This is a genomic window from Streptomyces sp. NPDC088252 (assembly GCF_044740965.1).
In the GTDB taxonomy this organism is placed as follows: domain Bacteria; phylum Actinomycetota; class Actinomycetes; order Streptomycetales; family Streptomycetaceae; genus Streptomyces.
The window spans coordinates 214,377-232,561 of record NZ_JBIURS010000008.1 but is presented as its reverse complement, the minus strand read 5'-3'; the positions used below and the strand labels follow the sequence as shown (position 1 = coordinate 232,561).

15 protein-coding genes are annotated in these 18,185 nt (G+C 70.8%); 4 read left to right on the top strand and 11 right to left on the bottom strand.

Annotation, left to right across the window (positions count from 1 at the left end; all coding sequences use genetic code 11):
• Window positions 1-22: 22 nt before the first annotated feature.
• Together ACIOHC_RS18905 and ACIOHC_RS18900 are read left to right on the top strand one after the other, a co-directional pair.
• Window positions 23-733: a hypothetical protein gene (locus ACIOHC_RS18905; protein WP_365693265.1), complete on the top strand. Its 711-nt coding sequence runs from the start codon at window positions 23-25 to the stop codon at window positions 731-733.
• Window positions 730-1,371, top strand: coding sequence for a hypothetical protein (locus ACIOHC_RS18900; protein WP_365693266.1), 642 nt, complete (start codon window positions 730-732; stop codon window positions 1,369-1,371). The genes ACIOHC_RS18905 and ACIOHC_RS18900 overlap by 4 nt, the downstream gene beginning before the upstream one ends.
• Before the next feature lie 49 nt (window positions 1,372-1,420).
• Here the strand turns inward: ACIOHC_RS18900 and ACIOHC_RS18895 are convergent, their stop codons facing one another.
• From ACIOHC_RS18895 to ACIOHC_RS18850, 10 genes are all read right to left on the bottom strand, one after another.
• The gene (locus ACIOHC_RS18895; protein ID WP_365693267.1) at window positions 1,421-3,136 is read right to left on the bottom strand and encodes a protein kinase domain-containing protein; all 1,716 of its coding nucleotides are present in this window, start codon (window positions 3,134-3,136) and stop codon (window positions 1,421-1,423) included.
• 53 nt (window positions 3,137-3,189) lie between these two features.
• Window positions 3,190-6,201 (bottom strand): alpha-mannosidase, encoded by a 3,012-nt coding sequence (locus tag ACIOHC_RS18890; protein ID WP_401843247.1) that lies wholly within the window; start codon window positions 6,199-6,201, stop codon window positions 3,190-3,192.
• Window positions 6,202-6,247: 46 nt separating this feature from the next.
• On the bottom strand, window positions 6,248-6,973 hold the full coding sequence (locus ACIOHC_RS18885) for a polysaccharide deacetylase family protein (protein ID WP_365693271.1): 726 nt from the start codon (window positions 6,971-6,973) through the stop codon (window positions 6,248-6,250).
• Window positions 6,970-8,073: a Gfo/Idh/MocA family oxidoreductase gene (locus tag ACIOHC_RS18880; protein ID WP_365693273.1), complete on the bottom strand. Its 1,104-nt coding sequence runs from the start codon at window positions 8,071-8,073 to the stop codon at window positions 6,970-6,972. Before ACIOHC_RS18880 ends, ACIOHC_RS18885 begins: the two co-directional genes overlap by 4 nt.
• A gap of 116 nt (window positions 8,074-8,189) precedes the next feature.
• On the bottom strand, window positions 8,190-9,824 hold the full coding sequence (locus ACIOHC_RS18875) for an FAD-dependent oxidoreductase (RefSeq protein ID WP_401843246.1): 1,635 nt from the start codon (window positions 9,822-9,824) through the stop codon (window positions 8,190-8,192).
• Window positions 9,825-9,838: 14 nt separating this feature from the next.
• The gene (locus ACIOHC_RS18870) at window positions 9,839-11,011 is read right to left on the bottom strand and encodes a GntR family transcriptional regulator (RefSeq protein ID WP_351080207.1); all 1,173 of its coding nucleotides are present in this window, start codon (window positions 11,009-11,011) and stop codon (window positions 9,839-9,841) included.
• 185 nt (window positions 11,012-11,196) lie between these two features.
• Entirely contained in the window at window positions 11,197-12,267 is a 1,071-nt protein-coding gene (locus tag ACIOHC_RS18865) for a LacI family DNA-binding transcriptional regulator (RefSeq protein ID WP_401843244.1), read from the bottom strand.
• Window positions 12,268-12,597: 330 nt separating this feature from the next.
• Window positions 12,598-13,554: a PmoA family protein gene (locus ACIOHC_RS18860; RefSeq protein WP_401843242.1), complete on the bottom strand. Its 957-nt coding sequence runs from the start codon at window positions 13,552-13,554 to the stop codon at window positions 12,598-12,600.
• 201 nt (window positions 13,555-13,755) lie between these two features.
• Window positions 13,756-15,135, bottom strand: coding sequence for an FAD-binding oxidoreductase (locus ACIOHC_RS18855; RefSeq protein ID WP_351080211.1), 1,380 nt, complete (start codon window positions 15,133-15,135; stop codon window positions 13,756-13,758).
• 58 nt (window positions 15,136-15,193) lie between these two features.
• The gene (locus tag ACIOHC_RS18850) at window positions 15,194-16,159 is read right to left on the bottom strand and encodes an antibiotic biosynthesis monooxygenase (protein WP_351080213.1); all 966 of its coding nucleotides are present in this window, start codon (window positions 16,157-16,159) and stop codon (window positions 15,194-15,196) included.
• 78 nt (window positions 16,160-16,237) lie between these two features.
• Between ACIOHC_RS18850 and ACIOHC_RS18845 the strand changes: the two genes are divergently transcribed.
• Window positions 16,238-16,804, top strand: a complete 567-nt coding sequence (locus ACIOHC_RS18845; protein WP_351080215.1) for a nucleoside deaminase — start codon at window positions 16,238-16,240, stop codon at window positions 16,802-16,804.
• A 161-nt stretch (window positions 16,805-16,965) separates the two neighbouring features.
• Here the strand turns inward: ACIOHC_RS18845 and ACIOHC_RS18840 are convergent, their stop codons facing one another.
• Entirely contained in the window at window positions 16,966-17,157 is a 192-nt protein-coding gene (locus ACIOHC_RS18840) for a DUF6381 family protein (RefSeq protein ID WP_351080216.1), read from the bottom strand.
• A 132-nt stretch (window positions 17,158-17,289) separates the two neighbouring features.
• Between ACIOHC_RS18840 and ACIOHC_RS18835 the strand changes: the two genes are divergently transcribed.
• The gene (locus ACIOHC_RS18835) at window positions 17,290-17,985 is read left to right on the top strand and encodes a ribonuclease H (RefSeq protein ID WP_389636727.1); all 696 of its coding nucleotides are present in this window, start codon (window positions 17,290-17,292) and stop codon (window positions 17,983-17,985) included.
• Window positions 17,986-18,185 lie beyond the last annotated feature (200 nt).

The window sequence follows — 18,185 nt, the reverse complement described above, 5'->3', positions numbered from 1 at the left end:
GCGGCAAGGGCGAGGGCGGACAGTGCGGCAGAGAGGCTACGGGCAGGTGATGCGGGCCGTCGCCTGCGCGCTGATGGTGTGGCAGGTCTGGATGATGTGGTACATCGCCAGTCACGAGGCCGTCTCCGTGCAATGGACCTGCGACGGGACCGGCGGCTGCGCCAGCGACCAGTTCGCGTCGGCGGCCCCGTTCGTCGGAATCGGCTCGGCCGTCGTCCTCGGTCTGCTCTCCGCCCGTTTCCTGCACCGTGCCGCGCCCGGGGCGATGGTCGTGCTCAGTGCCGTCGCCACGATCGCCGGCTGGCACGACGCGCTGGCGGAGGGCCAGGTCGATTACGACACCACCACCTCCTTCCACATCTTCTTCCCCTTCGGTGAGTTCTCCGTCTCCGGCTGGCTCACCTTCCTGTGGTCCGTCGCGGGCGCGGGCTGCCTCGCCGCATGGTGGGGCGCGGCCGTCAGCCTGCGGCGCACCGCCGGGCTGCGCAGGCTCTCCCGCCGCTACACCACGGCCGACGCGGTGCTGGAGGGCTGGCGGTCGGTGGGCCGCAAGTACGGCGAGGTCACCGTGGTCTTCGACGACACGGCCGGGGTGCGTCACGAGGTCCCGGCCGTCGTGGAACGCGTCGCCCTCAGGCGGGACGTCCTCGCTCTGTACGACGCCGACCGCCCCGACGACCCGCATCGCACCAGAGTCGTCATCCCCCGCCGGAAGGTACTGCGCCTCTCATGACCACGTCGACCTCCACCGTGTCCTCCCTGCGCGGCTTCCTCAGGCTGTTCACCGTGGTGTCCGCGCTCGGCACCGGTCTCGCGCTGGCCGCGCTCGTCCAGGGCGCCGTGGACGGACCCCGTTGGCTGCTGATGCTCGCGCTCCCCGTGACGGCCCTGGCCCTGGCGGTGTACGGCAAGGCGGCCGAGGACATGAAGTCGGGCGTCGCCGCCCCCGGGCTGCGCTCCGGCGGCCCGCGCGCCTTCGCGCCCGCCGTGGTCCACGGGGTGAGGGCGGTGAACAAGGAGAACGGCCGGACGGCCGTCGACGGGCAGGCCTTGAACTCCGTGTTCGCCTTCGATTTGACCGTGGTGACCGACGAACTGCCCCCGTACCGGATCGAGGTCCGTCACCCCCTCGACCTGCAAGGACTGCTGCACAAGTCCCGGGCGGTCGTCGAGTACGACCCCGAGCAGCCCTGGCGGGTCGTCATCCCCGACAAGCCGCCGCGCGAGTGGCTGGCCCGCGCTGCGAGCCTCGTCCCGCCGGCGGGCGAGGTGAAGCGCCGGGCCGGCGGTGTTCCGGCCGGGTTCCGCGCGCTGGCGTCGGGCGTGGTGATCGCGGCCGTACTGCTGGTGCTGGTACGGGTGCTGGGCTGAGAGGCTGTCGGGCGGCCTTCGATCGGACAGCCTCCGAGCCGCCGCGGGCTCAGCCGCTGCGCGGGTACTTCTTGAGCACCTTGCCGTTGATGTCGGCGCGCAGATAGGCGCCGCCGTACTCGTCCGAGACGTAGACGCTGAGCGTCGGCTGGTAGTCGTCGAACGGGGAGGCCGGGTCGATGTCCACGTAATGGCTGGTGGGCTCGGCGACGCCGAGCTCCTTGTCCGCCCGGCGGATCAGCCCCGGCAAGGCGTCCCAGTTGAACTTCTTCAGGTCCACGGACTTGGCGTCCGGCTGGAGGGTACCGCCCGCGCGCTCGCGGGCGGCCTTTCCGTCCCGGTAGGTGTAGACGTCGTACAGGCCCTTGTTCTTCGCGACCGGGGCCTCGACGCTCGCGTGCACGTCGTACAGCGAGAACGACGTGACCCTGGTGCCGCCCATCACCGGCTTGAGCGCCGCGATGACCGACCGTGCGGCGGACGGCGTCAGCAGATTCCTGGTCGGCGCCGCGGCCTTCCGCGGGCTCTCCTTCTCCTCGGCGGGCGAGGCACCGCCCCGGGCCGGGGCGGAGGGAGTGCTGCCGGCCGCCTTCGTGGTCGAGTCGGGCACCAGTGACCAGACCAGGACGCCGGTCAGGGCCGTCCCGGCGAGCGCGGTGGTGATCGCGACGGCGCGGCCCCGCCGGACCCGGCGACGGATCTCCCGGGTGCCCAGCGTCGCGGGCCGGGGAGGCGGGGGAGCGGTGACGGGCGGACGACCGGGCCCGTACGCGCCGGACGGGCGTCGCACGGGGGCGGTGGGCGGGACCGTGGTCGGGCCGGCCCGGCCGTAGCCGGGCGGCAGCGCGTCCTGCCGGGTGGGCGGGTCCTGACGAGGCGGTACGGCATCCTGCGGCGCCGCACGGTCCGGTCCGGGCGCCGAGGCCGGCTCGCTCACCGCGGCCAGCATCCGGTCCAGTTCCTCGGGACCGGGCCTCGCCGAGGTGTTCCGGGTCAGCAGCGCGTTCAGTACGGGAGTCAGCGGACCGGCCTGCCGGGGTGGCGGGATCTCCTCGTCGAGCACGGCCGCCAGCGTCGCCAGCGTGGTCGCCCTGCGCAGCGGATGCACACCCTCCACGGCCACGTACAGCATCATGCCGAGCGACCACAGGTCCGACGACGGATCGCCCTCCGCACCGCGAATGCGTTCCGGCGCCATGTAGTCGGGGGAACCGATGAGGGAGCCGGTCGCCGTCAGACTGGTCGACTCACGGATCGCGGCGATGCCGAAGTCCGTGAGGACCGGGCTGCCGTCGGTCCGCAGCAATACGTTGGCGGGCTTGACGTCACGGTGGAGGATGCCGGCGGCATGGGCGGCACGCAGCGCGGACAGCACCCCGCGGCCGAGTTCGGCGGCCTCGACCGGGCCGAGCGTCCCCTCGGCCAGACGCTCCGCGAGCGAGGCACCGGGCACCAGCTCCATCACGATCCACGGGTACGTGTGCTCGCCGCCGTCCACGATGTGGTGGACCGTGACGACGCCCGGGTGGTCGAGCCGGGCCAGCGCGCGGGCCTCCCGCAGCACCCGCTCCCGCAGCAGCCGCGCCGACTCGGGGTCGTTCTCGGCCAGAGCGGGGTCCGGGGGCCGTACCTCCTTGAGTGCCACATCGCGATGCAGGGCCAGGTCATGGGCCCGCCACACCATGCCCATACCGCCGCTGCCGAGCCTGTTCACCAGCTCGAAACGGTCGTCGATCACTCGGCGCACAGGCCCCCCAGCGTTCATGGAAAAGAGGGTACGGGGCGGGCCCGCAGCGGCGCGCACCCACCCCGTACCACTCACACGTCGTCGTTCGGCGTGAGCCGCAACGTCATGATCTGGAACGGCCGCAGCCGCAGCCGTACCGCATCACCCGCCACCTCCGCGGGCTCCTCGGCGAGCGGACGCTCCAGCAGATCCGTGACCCTCGCCCCTGCCAGTGGGAAGCCCGTGGTCAGACGCGCCGAGGCCCGTCCGCCGTGGGCCTCGTGGAGCCGGACCACCACATCCCCGCTGCCGTCGTCCGCGAGCTTCACCGCCGTCACGACCACCGCGTCGTGGTCGACCGAGACCAGCGGGGCCACCACCGCGCTTCCCGGCACCCGGCGCTCGGGCAGGCCGAACTGCCAGCCCTCACGCACCGCGTCACCGATGGTTGCCCCCGGCAGCAGCGCGTACCGCAGCCGGTGCACCCCCTGATCCGTCGCCGGGTCGGGATAACGGGGTGCGCGCAGCAGCGACAGCCGCACCGTCGTCGTGGTGGAGCCGTCCTCGCGGACCGTACGGGTCACATCGTGCCCGTACGTCGAGTCGTTGATCAGCGCCGCGCCCCAGCCGGGCTCACCGACGTGCAGGAAGCGATGGGCACAGATCTCGAACTTGGCCGCTTCCCAACTGGTGTTGGTGTGCGTCGGCCGTTGGACGTGCCCGAACTGGGTCTCCGCCGTGGAGTGATCGGCACGCACATCGATCGGGAACGCCGCCTTGAGGAACTTCTCCTGCTCGTGCCAGTCGACCTCGGTGTCGATGTCCAGACGCCGGGCCCCGGGACGCAGTGTCAGGAGCTGGGTGACGCGGGACGAACCGAAGGTACGCACCACCTCGACGCCGTCGCCGCTGCGGCGCACCACGTCCGCCTCGGTCAGATCGGTGACCGTGTTGCGGTAGAAGGCGTCGACGTCCCAGGCGTCCCAGCGGTTGGGCAGATCCGGATGGACCTGGAGCAGATTGGCCGCGCGGCCCGGGGCGACCGTCTCCCGTCCGGCCACCAGATCGACGACCGAGACCACCAGACCCCGCGCGTCCACCGTCACCCGGAGCAGCCCGTTGTCCAGCCGGAAGCCCCCGTCGTACGCCTCGGCCTCCACCGCCCGCTCCGGCTGCCCGGACGCGGGGGCCGCCCCTCCCGCGACGACGCCGGCCCGGTCGTGCGGAGCGGAGTTGAAGACGACCGTGCCGCCGCCGTCCGGAGCACCCGCCAAGGCCCGCTGCGCCGCCTCGATCACGGCTTCGAGCTCTTCGGCGATCCGGGCGTACGTCGCCTCCGCCTCGCGGTGCACCCAGGCGATGGACGACCCCGGCAGGATGTCGTGGAACTGATGCAGCAGCACACTCTTCCAGATCCGCTCCAGCTCCTCGTACGGGTACGGGAACCCCGTCCGTACCGCTGCCGTGGCCGCCCAGAGCTCCGCCTCCCGCAGCAGGTGCTCGCTGCGCCGGTTGCCCTGTTTGGTCCGTGCCTGCGAGGTGTACGTACCCCGGTGCAGCTCCAGATACAGCTCGCCCAGCCACACCGGCGGCCGGTCGTACTCGGCCTCGGCGGCGGCGAAGAAATCCGCGGGCCTCTCGATCGTCACCCGGGGCGAGCCCTCCAGGTCCGCGAGCCGCCCGGCGCGCGCCAGCATCTCGCGGGTGGGGCCACCGCCCCCGTCCCCCCAGCCGAACGGCACCAGCGAGCGTGTCGCGTGCCCCTTGTCGCGGAAGTTCCGCTCGGCGTGCGCGAGTTCGGCGCCGGACAGCTCTGCCACATAGGTGTCCACCGGCGGGAAGTGCGTGAACACCCGGGTGCCGTCCAGCCCCTCCCACAGGAAGGAGTGGTGCGGGAACGGATTGGTCGTGTTCCACGAGATCTTCTGGGTGAGGAACCAGCGCGAGCCGGAGAGCGCCACCAACTGCGGCAGGGCCGCCGAGTAACCGAACGAGTCGGGCAGCCACACCTCCTCGGTCTCGACCCCGAACTCCTCCAGGAAGAACCGCTTTCCGTACACGAACTGCCGGGCCAGCGCCTCGGAGCCCGGCATGTTGGTGTCCGACTCCACCCACATCCCGCCCACCGGCACGAACTGTCCGGCAGCGGCCTTCTCCTTGACCCGCGCGTACAGCGCCGGCTGATGCCCCCGCAACCAGTCCAGCTGCTGCGCCTGCGACATCGCGAAGACGAACTCCGGATGGTCGTCCATCAGCGCGACGACATTGGAGGTGGTGCGGGTGACCTTGCGCACCGTCTCCCGCAGCGGCCACAGCCACGCCGAGTCGATGTGCGCGTGACCCACCGCCGACAGACGGTGGGCGGAGGCGTGCGCGGGGGAGGAGAGCACGGGGCGCAGCCGTTCCCGGGCGGCGCTCGCGCTCGCGCCCACGGCGTCCAGGTCCAGCGCGTCCAGACAACCCTCCACCGCGCGCAGGATCTCCCAGCGGCGGGCCGAGCCGAGCGGCAGCTGCCGCATCAGCTGGTCGAGCACCTCCAGGTCCTGGACCAGTTCCCAGACCTGCCGGTCGAAGACCGCGACGTCCATCCGCTCGACGCGGTACAGCGGCTCGCTGCCCGCGGTCGCCCGGTCGCCGAGCGCGCTGACACCGTCCAGGATCTCCGGATTGGCCGCCGCTTCCAGGTAGTACGTGAACTCCTCGCCGCCCGCGACCGGTTCACCGATCCTCAGCCACGTGTTGCGCGGATTGAGCGCCTTGACCACGCTGCCGTCCGGCCGGTGGGCCAGGGCCTCCGCGGAGAACCCCGGCCGGTCGCGGGCGAACCCGAGGTCGATGACCGCTTCGACGATCTCACCGGCCCATTCGGACGGGACACGGCCCGTCACCCGGAACCAACTGGTGCCCCAGGCCGGTCCCCAGGCGTCGCCGAGCGCACCGGGCTCGTAGGGGCCGACCATCGCCCCGGCGAACGGCACCGGTTCGCCGGGGGCGTGCCAGACCTCGAATTCCAGGGGTGCCGTGCGGGGATGGACGGCGGGGCGGATGCGCTCGCGCAGGGCGCGGTCGAGCCGTTCCTCGGTCAGTGTGCGGTCGTCATGCATGGGTGAAAGGGCCCCTCTGAATGAATGTGCGCCATGGGGTGGTTGTTCACGGGAGTTCGTCGAAGCCCACGCAAGGCAGTGACATCCCGTCGGCCAGGGCCAGGAGTTTCTCCAGGCGGGCCGGGGTCACATGGTTGGCTTCCTGGGCGTCGGCGATGCAGTGGGCGTAGAGCGTGGTCACGCCGCCGTCGTCGGCGGTCCGGCGCAGGGCCGTCTCCACACCGGTCAGATCGTCCCCGTACGCGACGGCCCCGCGCCCGGAGTCCACCGAGCACCCCAGCAGGACCCGCCGGGCGGCGATGTCGCCCGCCGGGACGTGCAGTTCGGCGGCGAGGGACGGATCGGCGCGGCGGTCGGCGGACACACCGCCGCGCAGCCGCTCGAAGAGCGTGAGGAGCAGCCGGTCGGTGCTCGTGTCGCGGGCACTGCACGGATAGCCGAAGCTCCGGGACGGGAAGCCGAGGCGGCGCAGCGACTCCAGTGCGGGCACCACCTCCCGGGCGAGATAGGCGCCCGCGCCGTGCGCGGCGATGAACTCCGGCGCCCGCTCGTGCCGCAGACCGTGGCAGCCGATGGTGTGGCCGTCGTCCGCCAGCCGGTGCAGCAACCGCACGTCGTCCCGGTCGAGCCGGTCGGGCTCGCAGATGAAGAAGGTGACGCGGGCGCCGTAGCGCCTGAACAGCGGTGCCGCGGCGGCCCACTCGCGCACATGCCGGTCGTCGAAGGTGAGCAGCAGGGCGCGGTCGACGCGGTGGTCCCCGCGGTCCGTCACCGCCCCGGCTCCTCGGGCGCCCAGCCGGGCACGGAGCCGTGCAGCGCGGTGTAGAACGGGTCGCCCGGCCCGATCTCACCGGCCAGGACGGGGCGGCCGGTGAGCGCCGCCTTGTACATCGAGGTGATCAGCTCCAGGGAACGGCGGCCGTCCCCGGCGCTCGCCCGGGGCCGCCGGCCCGCCCGCATGTCGGCCAGGAGCGAACGGAGCTGCGCGCTGTGCGAGCTCGGGACGTCCTCGGCGGAGGAGGCCCAGCCGGCCGCCCGGCCGGGTTCGACACCGGGCGCAGGGGTGTACGTCCAGTCGCCGTTCCCGTACCCGTACAGATGGTTCAGCTCAATGGTGGCGTCCCGCAGATCGATGCGCAGATGACTCAGCTGACGAGGCGAAAGGGAACTGTTGACCACGGTGGCGAGGGCGCCCGAGGCGAAGCGCACGGTGGCGGTGGTCACGTCGTCGGTCTCGACGTCGCGGGCCAGCCTGCCTGCCATGGCCCGGATCTCCGCCCAGTCCCCGAGCAGCTCCAGCAGCAGATCGATCTGGTGGATACCGAGCCCCATGGCGGGACCCGCGCCCTCCGTCGCCCAGCTTCCGCGCCAGGGGACCGCGTAGTAGGCGTCGTCGCGGTACCAGGTGGTCTGGCAGTGGGCGACCAGCGGCTCGCCCAGCTCGCCGGAGGCGATGAGGGCCTTGGCGTGCTCGGCACCCGATCCGAACCGGTGCTGGAAGACGATCGGGGCGTACGGGCCCCCCTCGCCCTCGGCCGCGGTCATGGCGTCGTACTCGGCGAGACTCAGCGCGGGCGGCTTCTCGCACCACACCCACGCCCCGGCCCCGAGGGCGGCGACGACCTGTTCGCGGTGGGCGACGGGCGGCGAGGCGACGACGACAAGATCGGGACGGACCTCGCTCAACGAGGCGGCGAGATCGGTGGAGTGGTGGGAGAGCTTGAAGTCGGCGGCGAAGGCGCGGGCCGTTGCGGGATCGGCGTCGACGGCGCCGACCACGTGGAAGTCCGAGGGGAGTTCGAGGAACGCGGGCATGTGGACGGCGCGGGCGATGTTGCCCGCGCCGACGAGCAGTACACGATAGGGAGACACAGTCACAGAGGGCCGTCCAGGCTGAGGGCGTGAGCCGCGGTGGTTGGTAAGCGTTTCGGTAAGCGTTTTCCAGCAGGTCGGTGAAGTGCCCTTCCCCGAAGGAAGGGCAGTGGGTCTCAGAGAGTGGCGTAGAGCGACCCGGCACTGGTCACGGGTCCGGTGCGGAGCCGGTCCGGCCAGTCGAGGGCCAGGCCGAGTGATTCCCTCAACCGGCCCTGGAAGGAGGCGAGCCGGTGCTCGGCCCCGCGGACCGCGCGCGGCGGCAGCCGGTGCTCCAGGCAGTACGACACCAGCGCGCCGACGGCCTCGCCGATGGCCCACTGGCCCGCGTGCCCGCCGAGCGCGGGCGCGCTGAGATGCGTCGCACCGATGTTCCGCCCGGCCGGGAGAAGGTTCTCCACCCGTACCGGCAGCAGGGCGCCCAGCGGCAGCTGGAAGGGCAGGCACTCCAGATCCAGGCCCGCGCCGCCACCGTTCCCCGGGTGCAAGGTGATCCGGGAACGCAGGGTGCCCACACTGTCCGTGAAGGTTTCGGCGCCCGGTGTCCCGGCCCGTGCGGCAGCGGTCAGATGGTGCTCCAGCAAGGTGAACTCGGCCCGGATGCGCCGTGATTCGCGTATATGCGGTGTCATGGCGAACCCGTCGGCCGTACCGGTGGCATCCGGCCGCAGGCGCAGCTCGGGGTAGCCGTGCCCGCCGTCGTGCCGGGGCGCGCCTGTCTGCATCCAGTGGAGGAACGACAGCGCCTGCTCGCGGGCCTCCCGCTCGGCACGAGCGCGTACCTCGTCCCCGCGTCCGGCGAGCGGCAGCCGCGTGTAGGCCGTCTGCTCCCAGTCGACGAGGGTGATGTCGCTGTCGAAGGTGCCGGGCAGGTACCGGCTCCGGGCGAGCGCCCGCAGCTGGTGCCAGCGGTCGTTGGGGGGTGCGGCCCACGGAGGGACCTCGTCCGGCTCGTGCAGGAAGAGCGGCACGGAGCGGGCCGGGGCACCACCGGGTTCCCCGGTGTCCCAGGAGAAGGAGTCGGACCACCGGTCGTAGCCGGCGGGCCGGTCGACGGTGTGGTCCTCGCCGGGGCGGTGGTCGAGCGCGAAGACCCAGGAGACCGGCTGCTGGTCCAGCGGATCGGCGACGGCGGCCGCGTGCGGTTCGCCGGTCTCCTCGCGGGACTCGGCACCGGTGACGTGCTCGACGCCCGCGAGGTCGAGCAGCTCGCCCAGGTCCGTCGCGTCGACGACGTACGGAGCGCCGACCGTCAGCAGCTCGCCGTCCGCGGCCGCCAGAGTGACCGCGGCCACCCGGTCCCCGTCCGTCTGGGCCGCTACCGGGCGGTGGCGGAGCAGCAGGGTGAGCCGGCCCGAGGCGAGATGCGGGGTGAGCAGCTCCTGGACGACGGCGAGTGCGGCGCGCGGTTCATGGCTGAGATGACCGGTGGTACTGAGCCCGGGGTTCAGCAGCGGGTCGGCGTACGGCTCCGGGCGCAGCGGGTAGTTGCGCCGGTAGAAGTCGCGTATCCGTTCGCGCAGATCACGGTATCCGGGGGAGACGGGGTCCAGTTCGATGCGGTGGCCGTCGGCGAGCGGGACCGCCTGGGCGGTGAACAGGCCACCGGGCCAGTCGGTCGCCTCGGTGAGCACGACGCGGTGGCCGAACCGGGCGGCGGTCAGCGCGGCGGCGAGGCCACCGAGGCCGGCACCGACCACCAGGACGTCGGTCCCGAGTTCGCGGGTACGGGTTGCGGGGGCGGCGGACACAGGAGTCTCCTCCCTCAGGGCCGACGGGCGGCGACGGTACGGAGCCGGACCGGCACGGACTCGCGCGTCCTGATCCGGACGGGGAGCACGATCTGCTCGGCGCTGCGGTACGGGTCCTCGCCCGCCGTGCGCTCCGCGATCCGGGTGACCAGTTGCTCGACCGCCCGGCTGCCGATCTCCCTGGCGGGCAGCCGGGCCGCGAAGCTGGTGAGCGGCAGCAGATCGTAGGGGCCCACGTCGTCCATACCGGCCAGCACGATGTCGTCGGGCACGGCGATGCCGAGCGAGGCCAGATCGGAGGCGGCGGTGGCGACGGCGAAGCCGTGCGCACACAGCAGGGCGGTCGGCGGCTCGGGCGCGGCGAGCAGTTCGGACAGCCACTGCTTGCGGTCGTCCTCGGGCAGCGCCGTGTAGGAGCGCAGCGCGGTCAACTGGGGGAGCAGAGGCTGGTCATGGGCGCGCAGCGCCTGCTTGTGCCCGGTCATCCGGTCGTGGACGCTGGTGCACTGCGTCTCGCCCCAGAGCGTCGCTATGCGCTTGTGGCCGTCGGCCAGCAGGTGCTCGGTGACCCGGTAGCCGACGTCGTAGTTGTCGGCGGTGACGGCGTCGATCGCGAGGCCGGGAAAATACCGGTCCACCAGGACCATGGGGAGGTGCAGACGCCGGATCTCCGCCAGCAGGTCGAGATCGGGCGCGCCCTGGACGGGGTAGAGGATGATTCCGTCGACCTGGTCCTCGACGGCCTGGCGCAGCGCCTGGTCCTGGCGGGCCAGGGACGCGCTGTGGTCGGCGTGCCCCGTGTCCGTCATATGGATCACGGAGTCGGAGAAGAACAGCCGCAGCCCGCGGTCCGAACAGCCGGACTCGACCCCGCGCAGCACCTCGGACTGGTACGGGCCCTGGCCGCTGATGATGCAGGCGACCACACCGGACCTGTGCGTCGGGAAGGGTTCCGCGGTTCGGTCCGAGGGATCGGCGACGAAGGTGCCCAGACCCCGACGCCGTACCAGCAGCCCTTCCGCGACGAGGTCGTTGAGCGCCCGGACGGCGGTGGTGGAGCTGACGCCGAAACGCTCGCGCAGCTGGTTCTGCGTGATGAACGGAGCGCCGACCTCGTACTCGTCGCGTGCCACCTCGGCCCGCAACTCGTCCTTGATCTGCTGGTACTTGGGTCCGGACGTACCCATCCGGCCACCACCCTCTCGGATTTGACGCGTCAATCGGCGTTGATCACAGTGTCGCGGCGATTAACGCATTATTTCAAGGGGGTTGCAGTGAAATAATGGGCAACTTAACGCGTCAAGCAAGGGAGTTGTGGATTCAATGCGTCAATCCAGTGGCCCGTCGGACGGGGATCTCAGCCGGTCATGCCTCAACCGGCCGTACGGGGCGGCGGCGCCGTACTGGCCCGCACCACCAGACGCGACGGCACGGCGAGCGTGCGCGGCGAAGCCGTCGCGTCGCCGAGGGCCAGCAGCAGTGCACGTCGGCCGATCTCTTCGAGCGGCAGCCGCACCGTGGTCAACGCGGGCGTGACGTCGCAGGCCACCGGCAGATCGTCGAAGCCGGCGACGGAGACATCGGCGGGCACGCTCCGCCCGAGGTCGTCACGGAGCGCCGCGAGCGCTCCGAGCGCCATGGCGTCATTGAGCGCGAAGAGCGCGGTGATCCCCGGCGACCTGCGGAACAGTTGTACAGCCGCGGCTCGCCCGCCCTCCCGGGTGAAGTCGGCCTCCACGCGATGGCGCTCCTGAACGGAGATGCCCAGTTCGGCCGCCCGCTCCAGGAAGCCGTGCAGCCGATCCTGTACGGAGACCAGCGCAAGCGGTCCGCAGATGATGCCGATCTCCGTGTGCCCCAGCCGGGCGAGGTGCTCGGCGACCGCCCGGCCGCCCTCACGGTTTCCCGGCACGATCGTGTCCACCGGAAGATCCTGGTGCGCGACCGCGGTCACCCGGCCGCCCTGCGCCGCGAACGCCTCCAGCTCCTGGGTGAGCGCGGGGCTCCCGCCGATGAAGCCCGAACCGGCGAGCACGACGGCACGGGCCCGCTGCGCCCGCAGCCGTGCCACGTACTCCGCCTGGAGTCCGGGCTCATGGAAGGTGCCGGCCAGCATCACGAGGAGCTTGTGGTCGCGGGCGACCTCCATGACACCGGCCGCGATGGCGGAGTAGTAGGCGTCATTCACATCGTGGACGATCAGACCGACGATGGACGTCGTGGACTGCACGAGTGCGCGGGCCGGCGCGTTGGACACATAGCGGAGCCGGGCGGCGGCCTCCAGGACGCGCTCCTGCAGCTCCTGGGTGACGTTGCGGTCGCTGTCGCTGAGGACGCGCGAAGCCGTGGCGAGAGAGACCCCGGCGTCCTGCGCGACCTGCTGGAGCGTCACGGCGGACGGCGGGCGGGGACGGGCGGAACGTCGATTGACCTGGCTCTGCATAGGGATACGATAGCTGTACTGAAAGCGTTTTCCCATTGCGAACGCAAGAGGAACCCGCCGACGGCCGAGGACGGGCCGGTCCGGCGCGAGACGGCTGTCGATCCCGACCGAGGCGAGTTGCAGCCGACGGAGCCAGGGGCTCCGGACACCCGGGCGGCCCTGGGGCTGCCGAGCGCGATGTCGGCACCGGTGAAGGTTCGTGGGTCTGTTTCGGAGGCCGTCCCCGGCTCGGCCAACCGTACAGACCCGGGCCCCGGATCGCACAGGCGTGCGCGACCGGAAATGTCGAGGGGCAGTTCCGGGTACAGGCTGACCCGGCCATGGCCTTGTTCACCACGGGTGCTCCGCGTGGTACTCGGCGATCCGCTCCCGGTCCCATGCCCCGTCCGCGACGGTGACCCGGTAGCGGCGGGACAGGGTGTCGCCCGGGGCCAGCTCCAGTTCGTCGTGGAACGCGAAGGAGGGGGCGACGGCCGCGAAGGGCTCATTGCGGACGAACCAGTGCGCCGGGTGGGTCCCGCCCTCTCCCGAGTGGTCGTTCTCCGGGGCGTGCCGGAAGATCAGTGTGGCGTGGCCGTCGGCGCCGTCGTGCTCACCGCTGTAGGCCAGCCACGGGGCTTTCGTTCCCATCAACTCCGGTCCAGAACCGTCCGGTCCGAGGATCCGCCCGCCCCGGAAGGCGCGCGGCCCGCGCCAGAACAGACCGGTGTACCCCGCCGCCTTGCGGCCGTGTGTCGTGGGGCTGCCGAAGTGCAGCGGCTCGGTGCGCCGATTGGTGATCGCGCTCGACCAGGTCAGCGTCCAACTGCCTCCGGTGCCTGCCGTACCGGCGCCGGATTCGGCGTGTTCCACATCATGCAGTTCGATGCGCCGCTGCTCGTCCGCCCAGTGCGTGCCGTCGTGGTGGCGCCAGCTCAGCCCCTCCGTGATGACCGCGCGTCCGGCATCCGCCGCCACCTCGTCGAATCCGAGGTGTGCCATCGATCCGACCCGTTCGGGCAGCGGCCGGTAGTCCTGGCCGTGCACATAGGTGTGGCCTCCCCACAGGTTCTGCCCGGACAGATGGGAGGCCGTCATCTGGAGGCCCTTGTGCCAGCGGTGATCATTGGGCCGATAGTCGGTGACAACGTTATCGGTCAGTGTGCGCAGGGGATGGACGTAGGGCTTCGGAGCCTCGCAGGCCGCCTCCGGACGGTAGACATAGCTGATCAGGTCGATGCCGCCGCGCTCCTCCGTGACCGTGATCCGGTCCCCGTGGGCGTGCGTGATGCGCAGTGGACTGCTCATGTCCCAAGTCTCCCGGGTGAAGTTGGAAAGCGCTTACCGCAACGTAGGCCCTTCGCCGGATGAGCGTCAACAAGAAGAGAGCGGGCGGGTGCCTTCGCGCGCTCGGCCCGTGGTGCACCCCTCGCCCGTGAAATTCCAGGCACCGCTCTCAGCCGGGGGCGGGGTGGGCGACCGGGGTCTTCCTCCGTCGGCCGAAGAGTCTCAGGGCGTGAGGTAGGAGTGGAAGGCGCCCTGCGGGTCGTACCGGCCCCTCAGTTCCTGAAGCCGTCGCCAGTCGCGCGCCGTGTAGGACCGCTCCGCGCGGGAGGGACCGGCGCCGAGGTCGGCCTCGGCGATGTAGTGCCCCGTCCCGAGGGGCTCCACGGCGCTCATCGTCTCGCGCAGCCAACGGACGTTGATGTCGTCATCCGCTGCGTCGTCCCAGATGGCGTACGGGACGACGTAGCTCGATCCGAGCACCGAGAAGGCCATGTCGCGCAGCAGTTCCTCGTTGTGCGACGCGGGCGACACGGGTACCAGGACGAGCGAATTGTCGGAGGGAGCCCCCTCCACCGCGTCGCTGAACCTGGACAACAGCGTCCCGAGATCGGAGTCGGACCACAGGGTGTCGGCCGCGTAGCGGTGATGCGAGGGCCATAGGTCGTCGGAGGCTTTGTAGAGGGCATTGAAAGACGTCGGTCGGTCCGCCTCGCGGAAGAGGGACCGATCGGCGAAGGGGCAGTTCCGGAGTGGCCCGAGGGCCTGGACGGCCTGCTCGCGCGAATCCGCGAAAGCGGTGGCGGCGACGGTGATCACCTTCGGACGAGGCCTCGCTCGCGTCATGTGCGGGGCGGCTGTTGCGAGTACGAGGGTCAACTCCACGGTCGGTTGAAGACCGCGAGCGGTTTCGATGGCCCAGTTCGTCACCTCATGGAGATCTGCGAGGGGAAAGACGAACGTGGTCGACATGATCGCTGCGGGAAGCCGGTGCAGGCGGAGGTGAAATCGGGTGACGACGGCGAAGAAACCCGGACCTGCTCCGCGCGCCGCCCAGAGCAGGTCGGGATTCTCGTCCTTGCTGCACCGGACCGTTTCGCCGTCCGCGGTCACGGCTTCGAATTCGTGGACACTCCGGCAGGCCGGCCCCAGGGCGCCGGAATTCCAGCCGAGGCCTCCGCCGAGGAGATAGCCGCCGACGGCGACCGACCCGCAATGCCCCGCGGGAAAGGAGAAGCCGCGCTCTGCGAGTTCCGGAGCGAGTTCACTGCCGGTGACGGCGGGCTGCACGGCCGCCGTCGCAGAAGCCGCGCGGATGTCGCACCGCCGGAGCCGGGAGAGGTCGATGAGCATGCCGTCGGAACGGACGGAAGAACCGCACCAGTTGTGCCCGCCCGCCCGCACCGCGATGCGGAGCCCGCGGCGACGAGCCAGCACGACGGCCCCGGGAACATCCCGCTCCGAAGCGGCGCGGACGATCAGTTCCGGGCATCGCTCGGGCTTGCGCCCGTTCCACACCATGCCTGCCAGGATCGCGTCGTAGTCGGCATCGCCGCGCTGGACGAGCTCCCCTTCGATCCCTCTGGCCGGTTCTCTGTAGCGCATCACGGAACTCCCGGACTTGCACGGGCCACGGTCGTGGACGAAGCCGAGCGCCGTGCCCCTAACCCGTGGCCAGGCCGAAGACGGTGATGATCACGAGGTAGCACACCGAAACGAGCGCGGCGCCCGCCGCATGGGCACCGACGGATCGTGCCCTGGCGGGCAGCAGCCAGAAGGCGAGCGCTCGGTTGACCAGCGGCATCAGCAACCAGGTCAGCACACTGACACTCAGTACGTTGCTGATGAACAGGGCGAGATACCCGGGCACCCCCAGGCGGCCGAGCCAGTCACCGACCGTCAGGTTCAGGATCATCACCGTGGGATACAGGGCCAGGACCACGGACATGGCCTGTTTCCAGTTGGGCGGAGCCTCTTCTCCCGCGCCCTCGCCGAAGCGGAACCAGGAGCCGAAAGCCGATCCGATCTTGCGCACATCGTAGGAACCGAAGTACTCGCGTCCTTCCGTCAGAAGCTTCTCGCGTGCCTCGGAGACGAGCCATTCGTCCAGGTGCTCGCGTGAGTCGAAACGGAAAGCGACCACCCAGCGGTCCTGGACTCCCTTTACCGGCCTGAAGAGTTCCGACCCCATGAAACCGGGATGCCTCTCCTGTTCCTTGAGGATCTTGTCCTGCCAGTGCAGGAAATCCTGCTCACGCCCCGGTCGCACATCGTGCGACACGACCGCCGTGACGACATCCTCGGTCGGCGTGCCACCGGAAAGCACCTCTTGCGTGGGGGGTCCGTCGAACAGTGGGCGGCCTTCGTCGAGGAGTTGCCGACGCGCGTTCGAGTCCAGCCACTCGGTCAGCTGCTCGACGCGGGAGAAGCGGAAGGCGACGACCCACTCGCCTTCGTCGCCGGAGGCGGGCGGGTACAACTCCGTCCCCTGGAACCCGTCAAAGCCTCGCGCGACCTCGTTGGTCTTCTCCTGCCAGCGCTTGTAGTCCTCGTCCCGGCCGGCCCGGACCCTCTGGGAGATCACGACCGTTGCGCTGCCGCTGGAGTCGCGGCTTGCACGGGTACTCATGCGGAGTAGTCTAGTTCCAAAAGGAATTATCGGACAAATAGGGAAAAATTCCGCCTCGTTGAGCGGGAGGATCTTGAGATGGGGCACAGGGAGTTCATGGCCGAAGCGGTTCGACTGGCCACCGAGTCCGTCGACAACGGCTGGGGCGGACCGTTCGGTGCGGTGATCACCAACGACGGCGAGATCATCGCACGCGGGCAGAATCGTGTCCTTCTCACGGCCGATCCGACGGCGCACGGTGAGGTGGAGGCCATTCGCAAGGCTGTTCAGGTGCTCAATCCGGAGGCGCCCAGCATTTCCGAGGAGCACCAGGACGCGTACACCCTGAAGCTGGTGCCTCGGCCGGAGGGTTCCCCCGACGCGGTGCCCGAGCGCGCTCGTATGCTGCAGGGATGCGTGATCTACACCAGTGGTGCTCCGTGTCCCATGTGCATGAGCGCCATCTACTGGTCCCGGATCAGTGCCGTCTACTACAGCTGTGACTGGAAGGCAACTCAGGAGATCGGCTTCGACGATGTCTTCCAGTACGAAGACTTCGCGAAACCCCCGGACCGGCGGAGCATCACTCTCGAACAGCTCCACCCCGAGCTGGGGGCCACGTCCTACGAGGCGTGGGCGAACAAGGCCAACAAGCACCCGTACTGAAGCGGCTCGGAACGAGAGAACGAGGGCCGCACCGCCGATGCGCCGGGATACCGGGGACCGGGCGGCCGACGGCTTGCCACTCACCCATGGAAGAGCGGCAAGACGTCGGCCGTTCGTGTGAGACAGGTACTACGTGAGGTGGGTGCTACGCGCGGCAGGTGCTACTTGGGCGGGCGGATGTTCCCGCCGCCCATCTTGCCCTGCTGCTCGCTCTGCTCCTGCAGCTTCCGGGCCTTCTCCTGAAGCCGCTGGCGCTGCTCAGGGTCAGTGGTGCGCTCCGCGGCCTCGGTCATGTGCCGGGCCTTTTCGCGCAGCTCCTGCGCACGGTCACCGGATTCACGTGCAACGCTCATCATCGCTCCTTGTGCGGTTGGGAAGAGCGGGCTCCATCAGAGAACCAGTGCCGTCGCGTCGCCGCACCTCGAATCGTTACTCACTGTCACGGTGTGCGGGAGGGGTGCTGCGGCGCTGGCATGATCAAGGGCATGAACGAGAGCAACATCGCCGCGTGTGACGGGGCATCGAAGGGCAATCCGGGGCCTGCGGCCTGGGCGTGGGTCGTGGCCGACGCGCAGGGACGTCCGGAGCGCTGGGAAGCGGGACCGCTGGGGAACGCCACCAACAATGTCGCCGAACTCACGGCATTGCGTGAGCTGTTGGAGGCCACGGACCCGTCCGTGCCGATCGAGGTGCGGATGGATTCGCAGTACGCGATGAACGCCGTGACGAAGTGGCTGCCCGGGTGGAAGCGCAACGGCTGGAAGACCTCGGCCGGCAAGCCCGTGGCCAACCGCGACCTGGTGGCCGGGATCGATGCCCTGCTGACCGGCCGGACCGTGAACTTCGTCCACGTGCCCGCCCACCAGGTCGACGGGGACCCGCTCAACGCCCTTGCCGACCAGGCGGCCAGCGAGGCCGCGGTGGCACAGCGGTCGGCGGGTACCGCACACGGCTCCGCGCAGTTCCCGACGCCCGCCCCCGCCCGGGCGACCGAGGGGCGGGGGAGGAGCACCCCGGTGAAGAGGGCAGGGAACTCGGCGCGCCCCGCACGCTCCGGCGGCACCATCCGGGCCAGGTTCGCCGGCCGCTGCCACTGCGGAAGGCCTTATGCGGCGCAGGAGATGATTGCCAAGAACCCGAAGGGCTGGGGCCACCCGGAGTGCCGCACCGCGCCCGTCTGAGAGCCTGTCGGGTGGCCTCCGACCGGGCGGGCGCGGTCATCCGACAGGCTCTCAGTCGAGGCCCCCACCCGTGCCCGTGCGGACGGTGCGGCCGCTTCGGGCCGGGCGGGGTCGCGGACGGGAGCGGGCGAGTGGCCACGCGAACGGCGCCCCGCATGCCATGATGCGGCTCCGACGGCGGTGTCCGCGGCGCTGCCGGA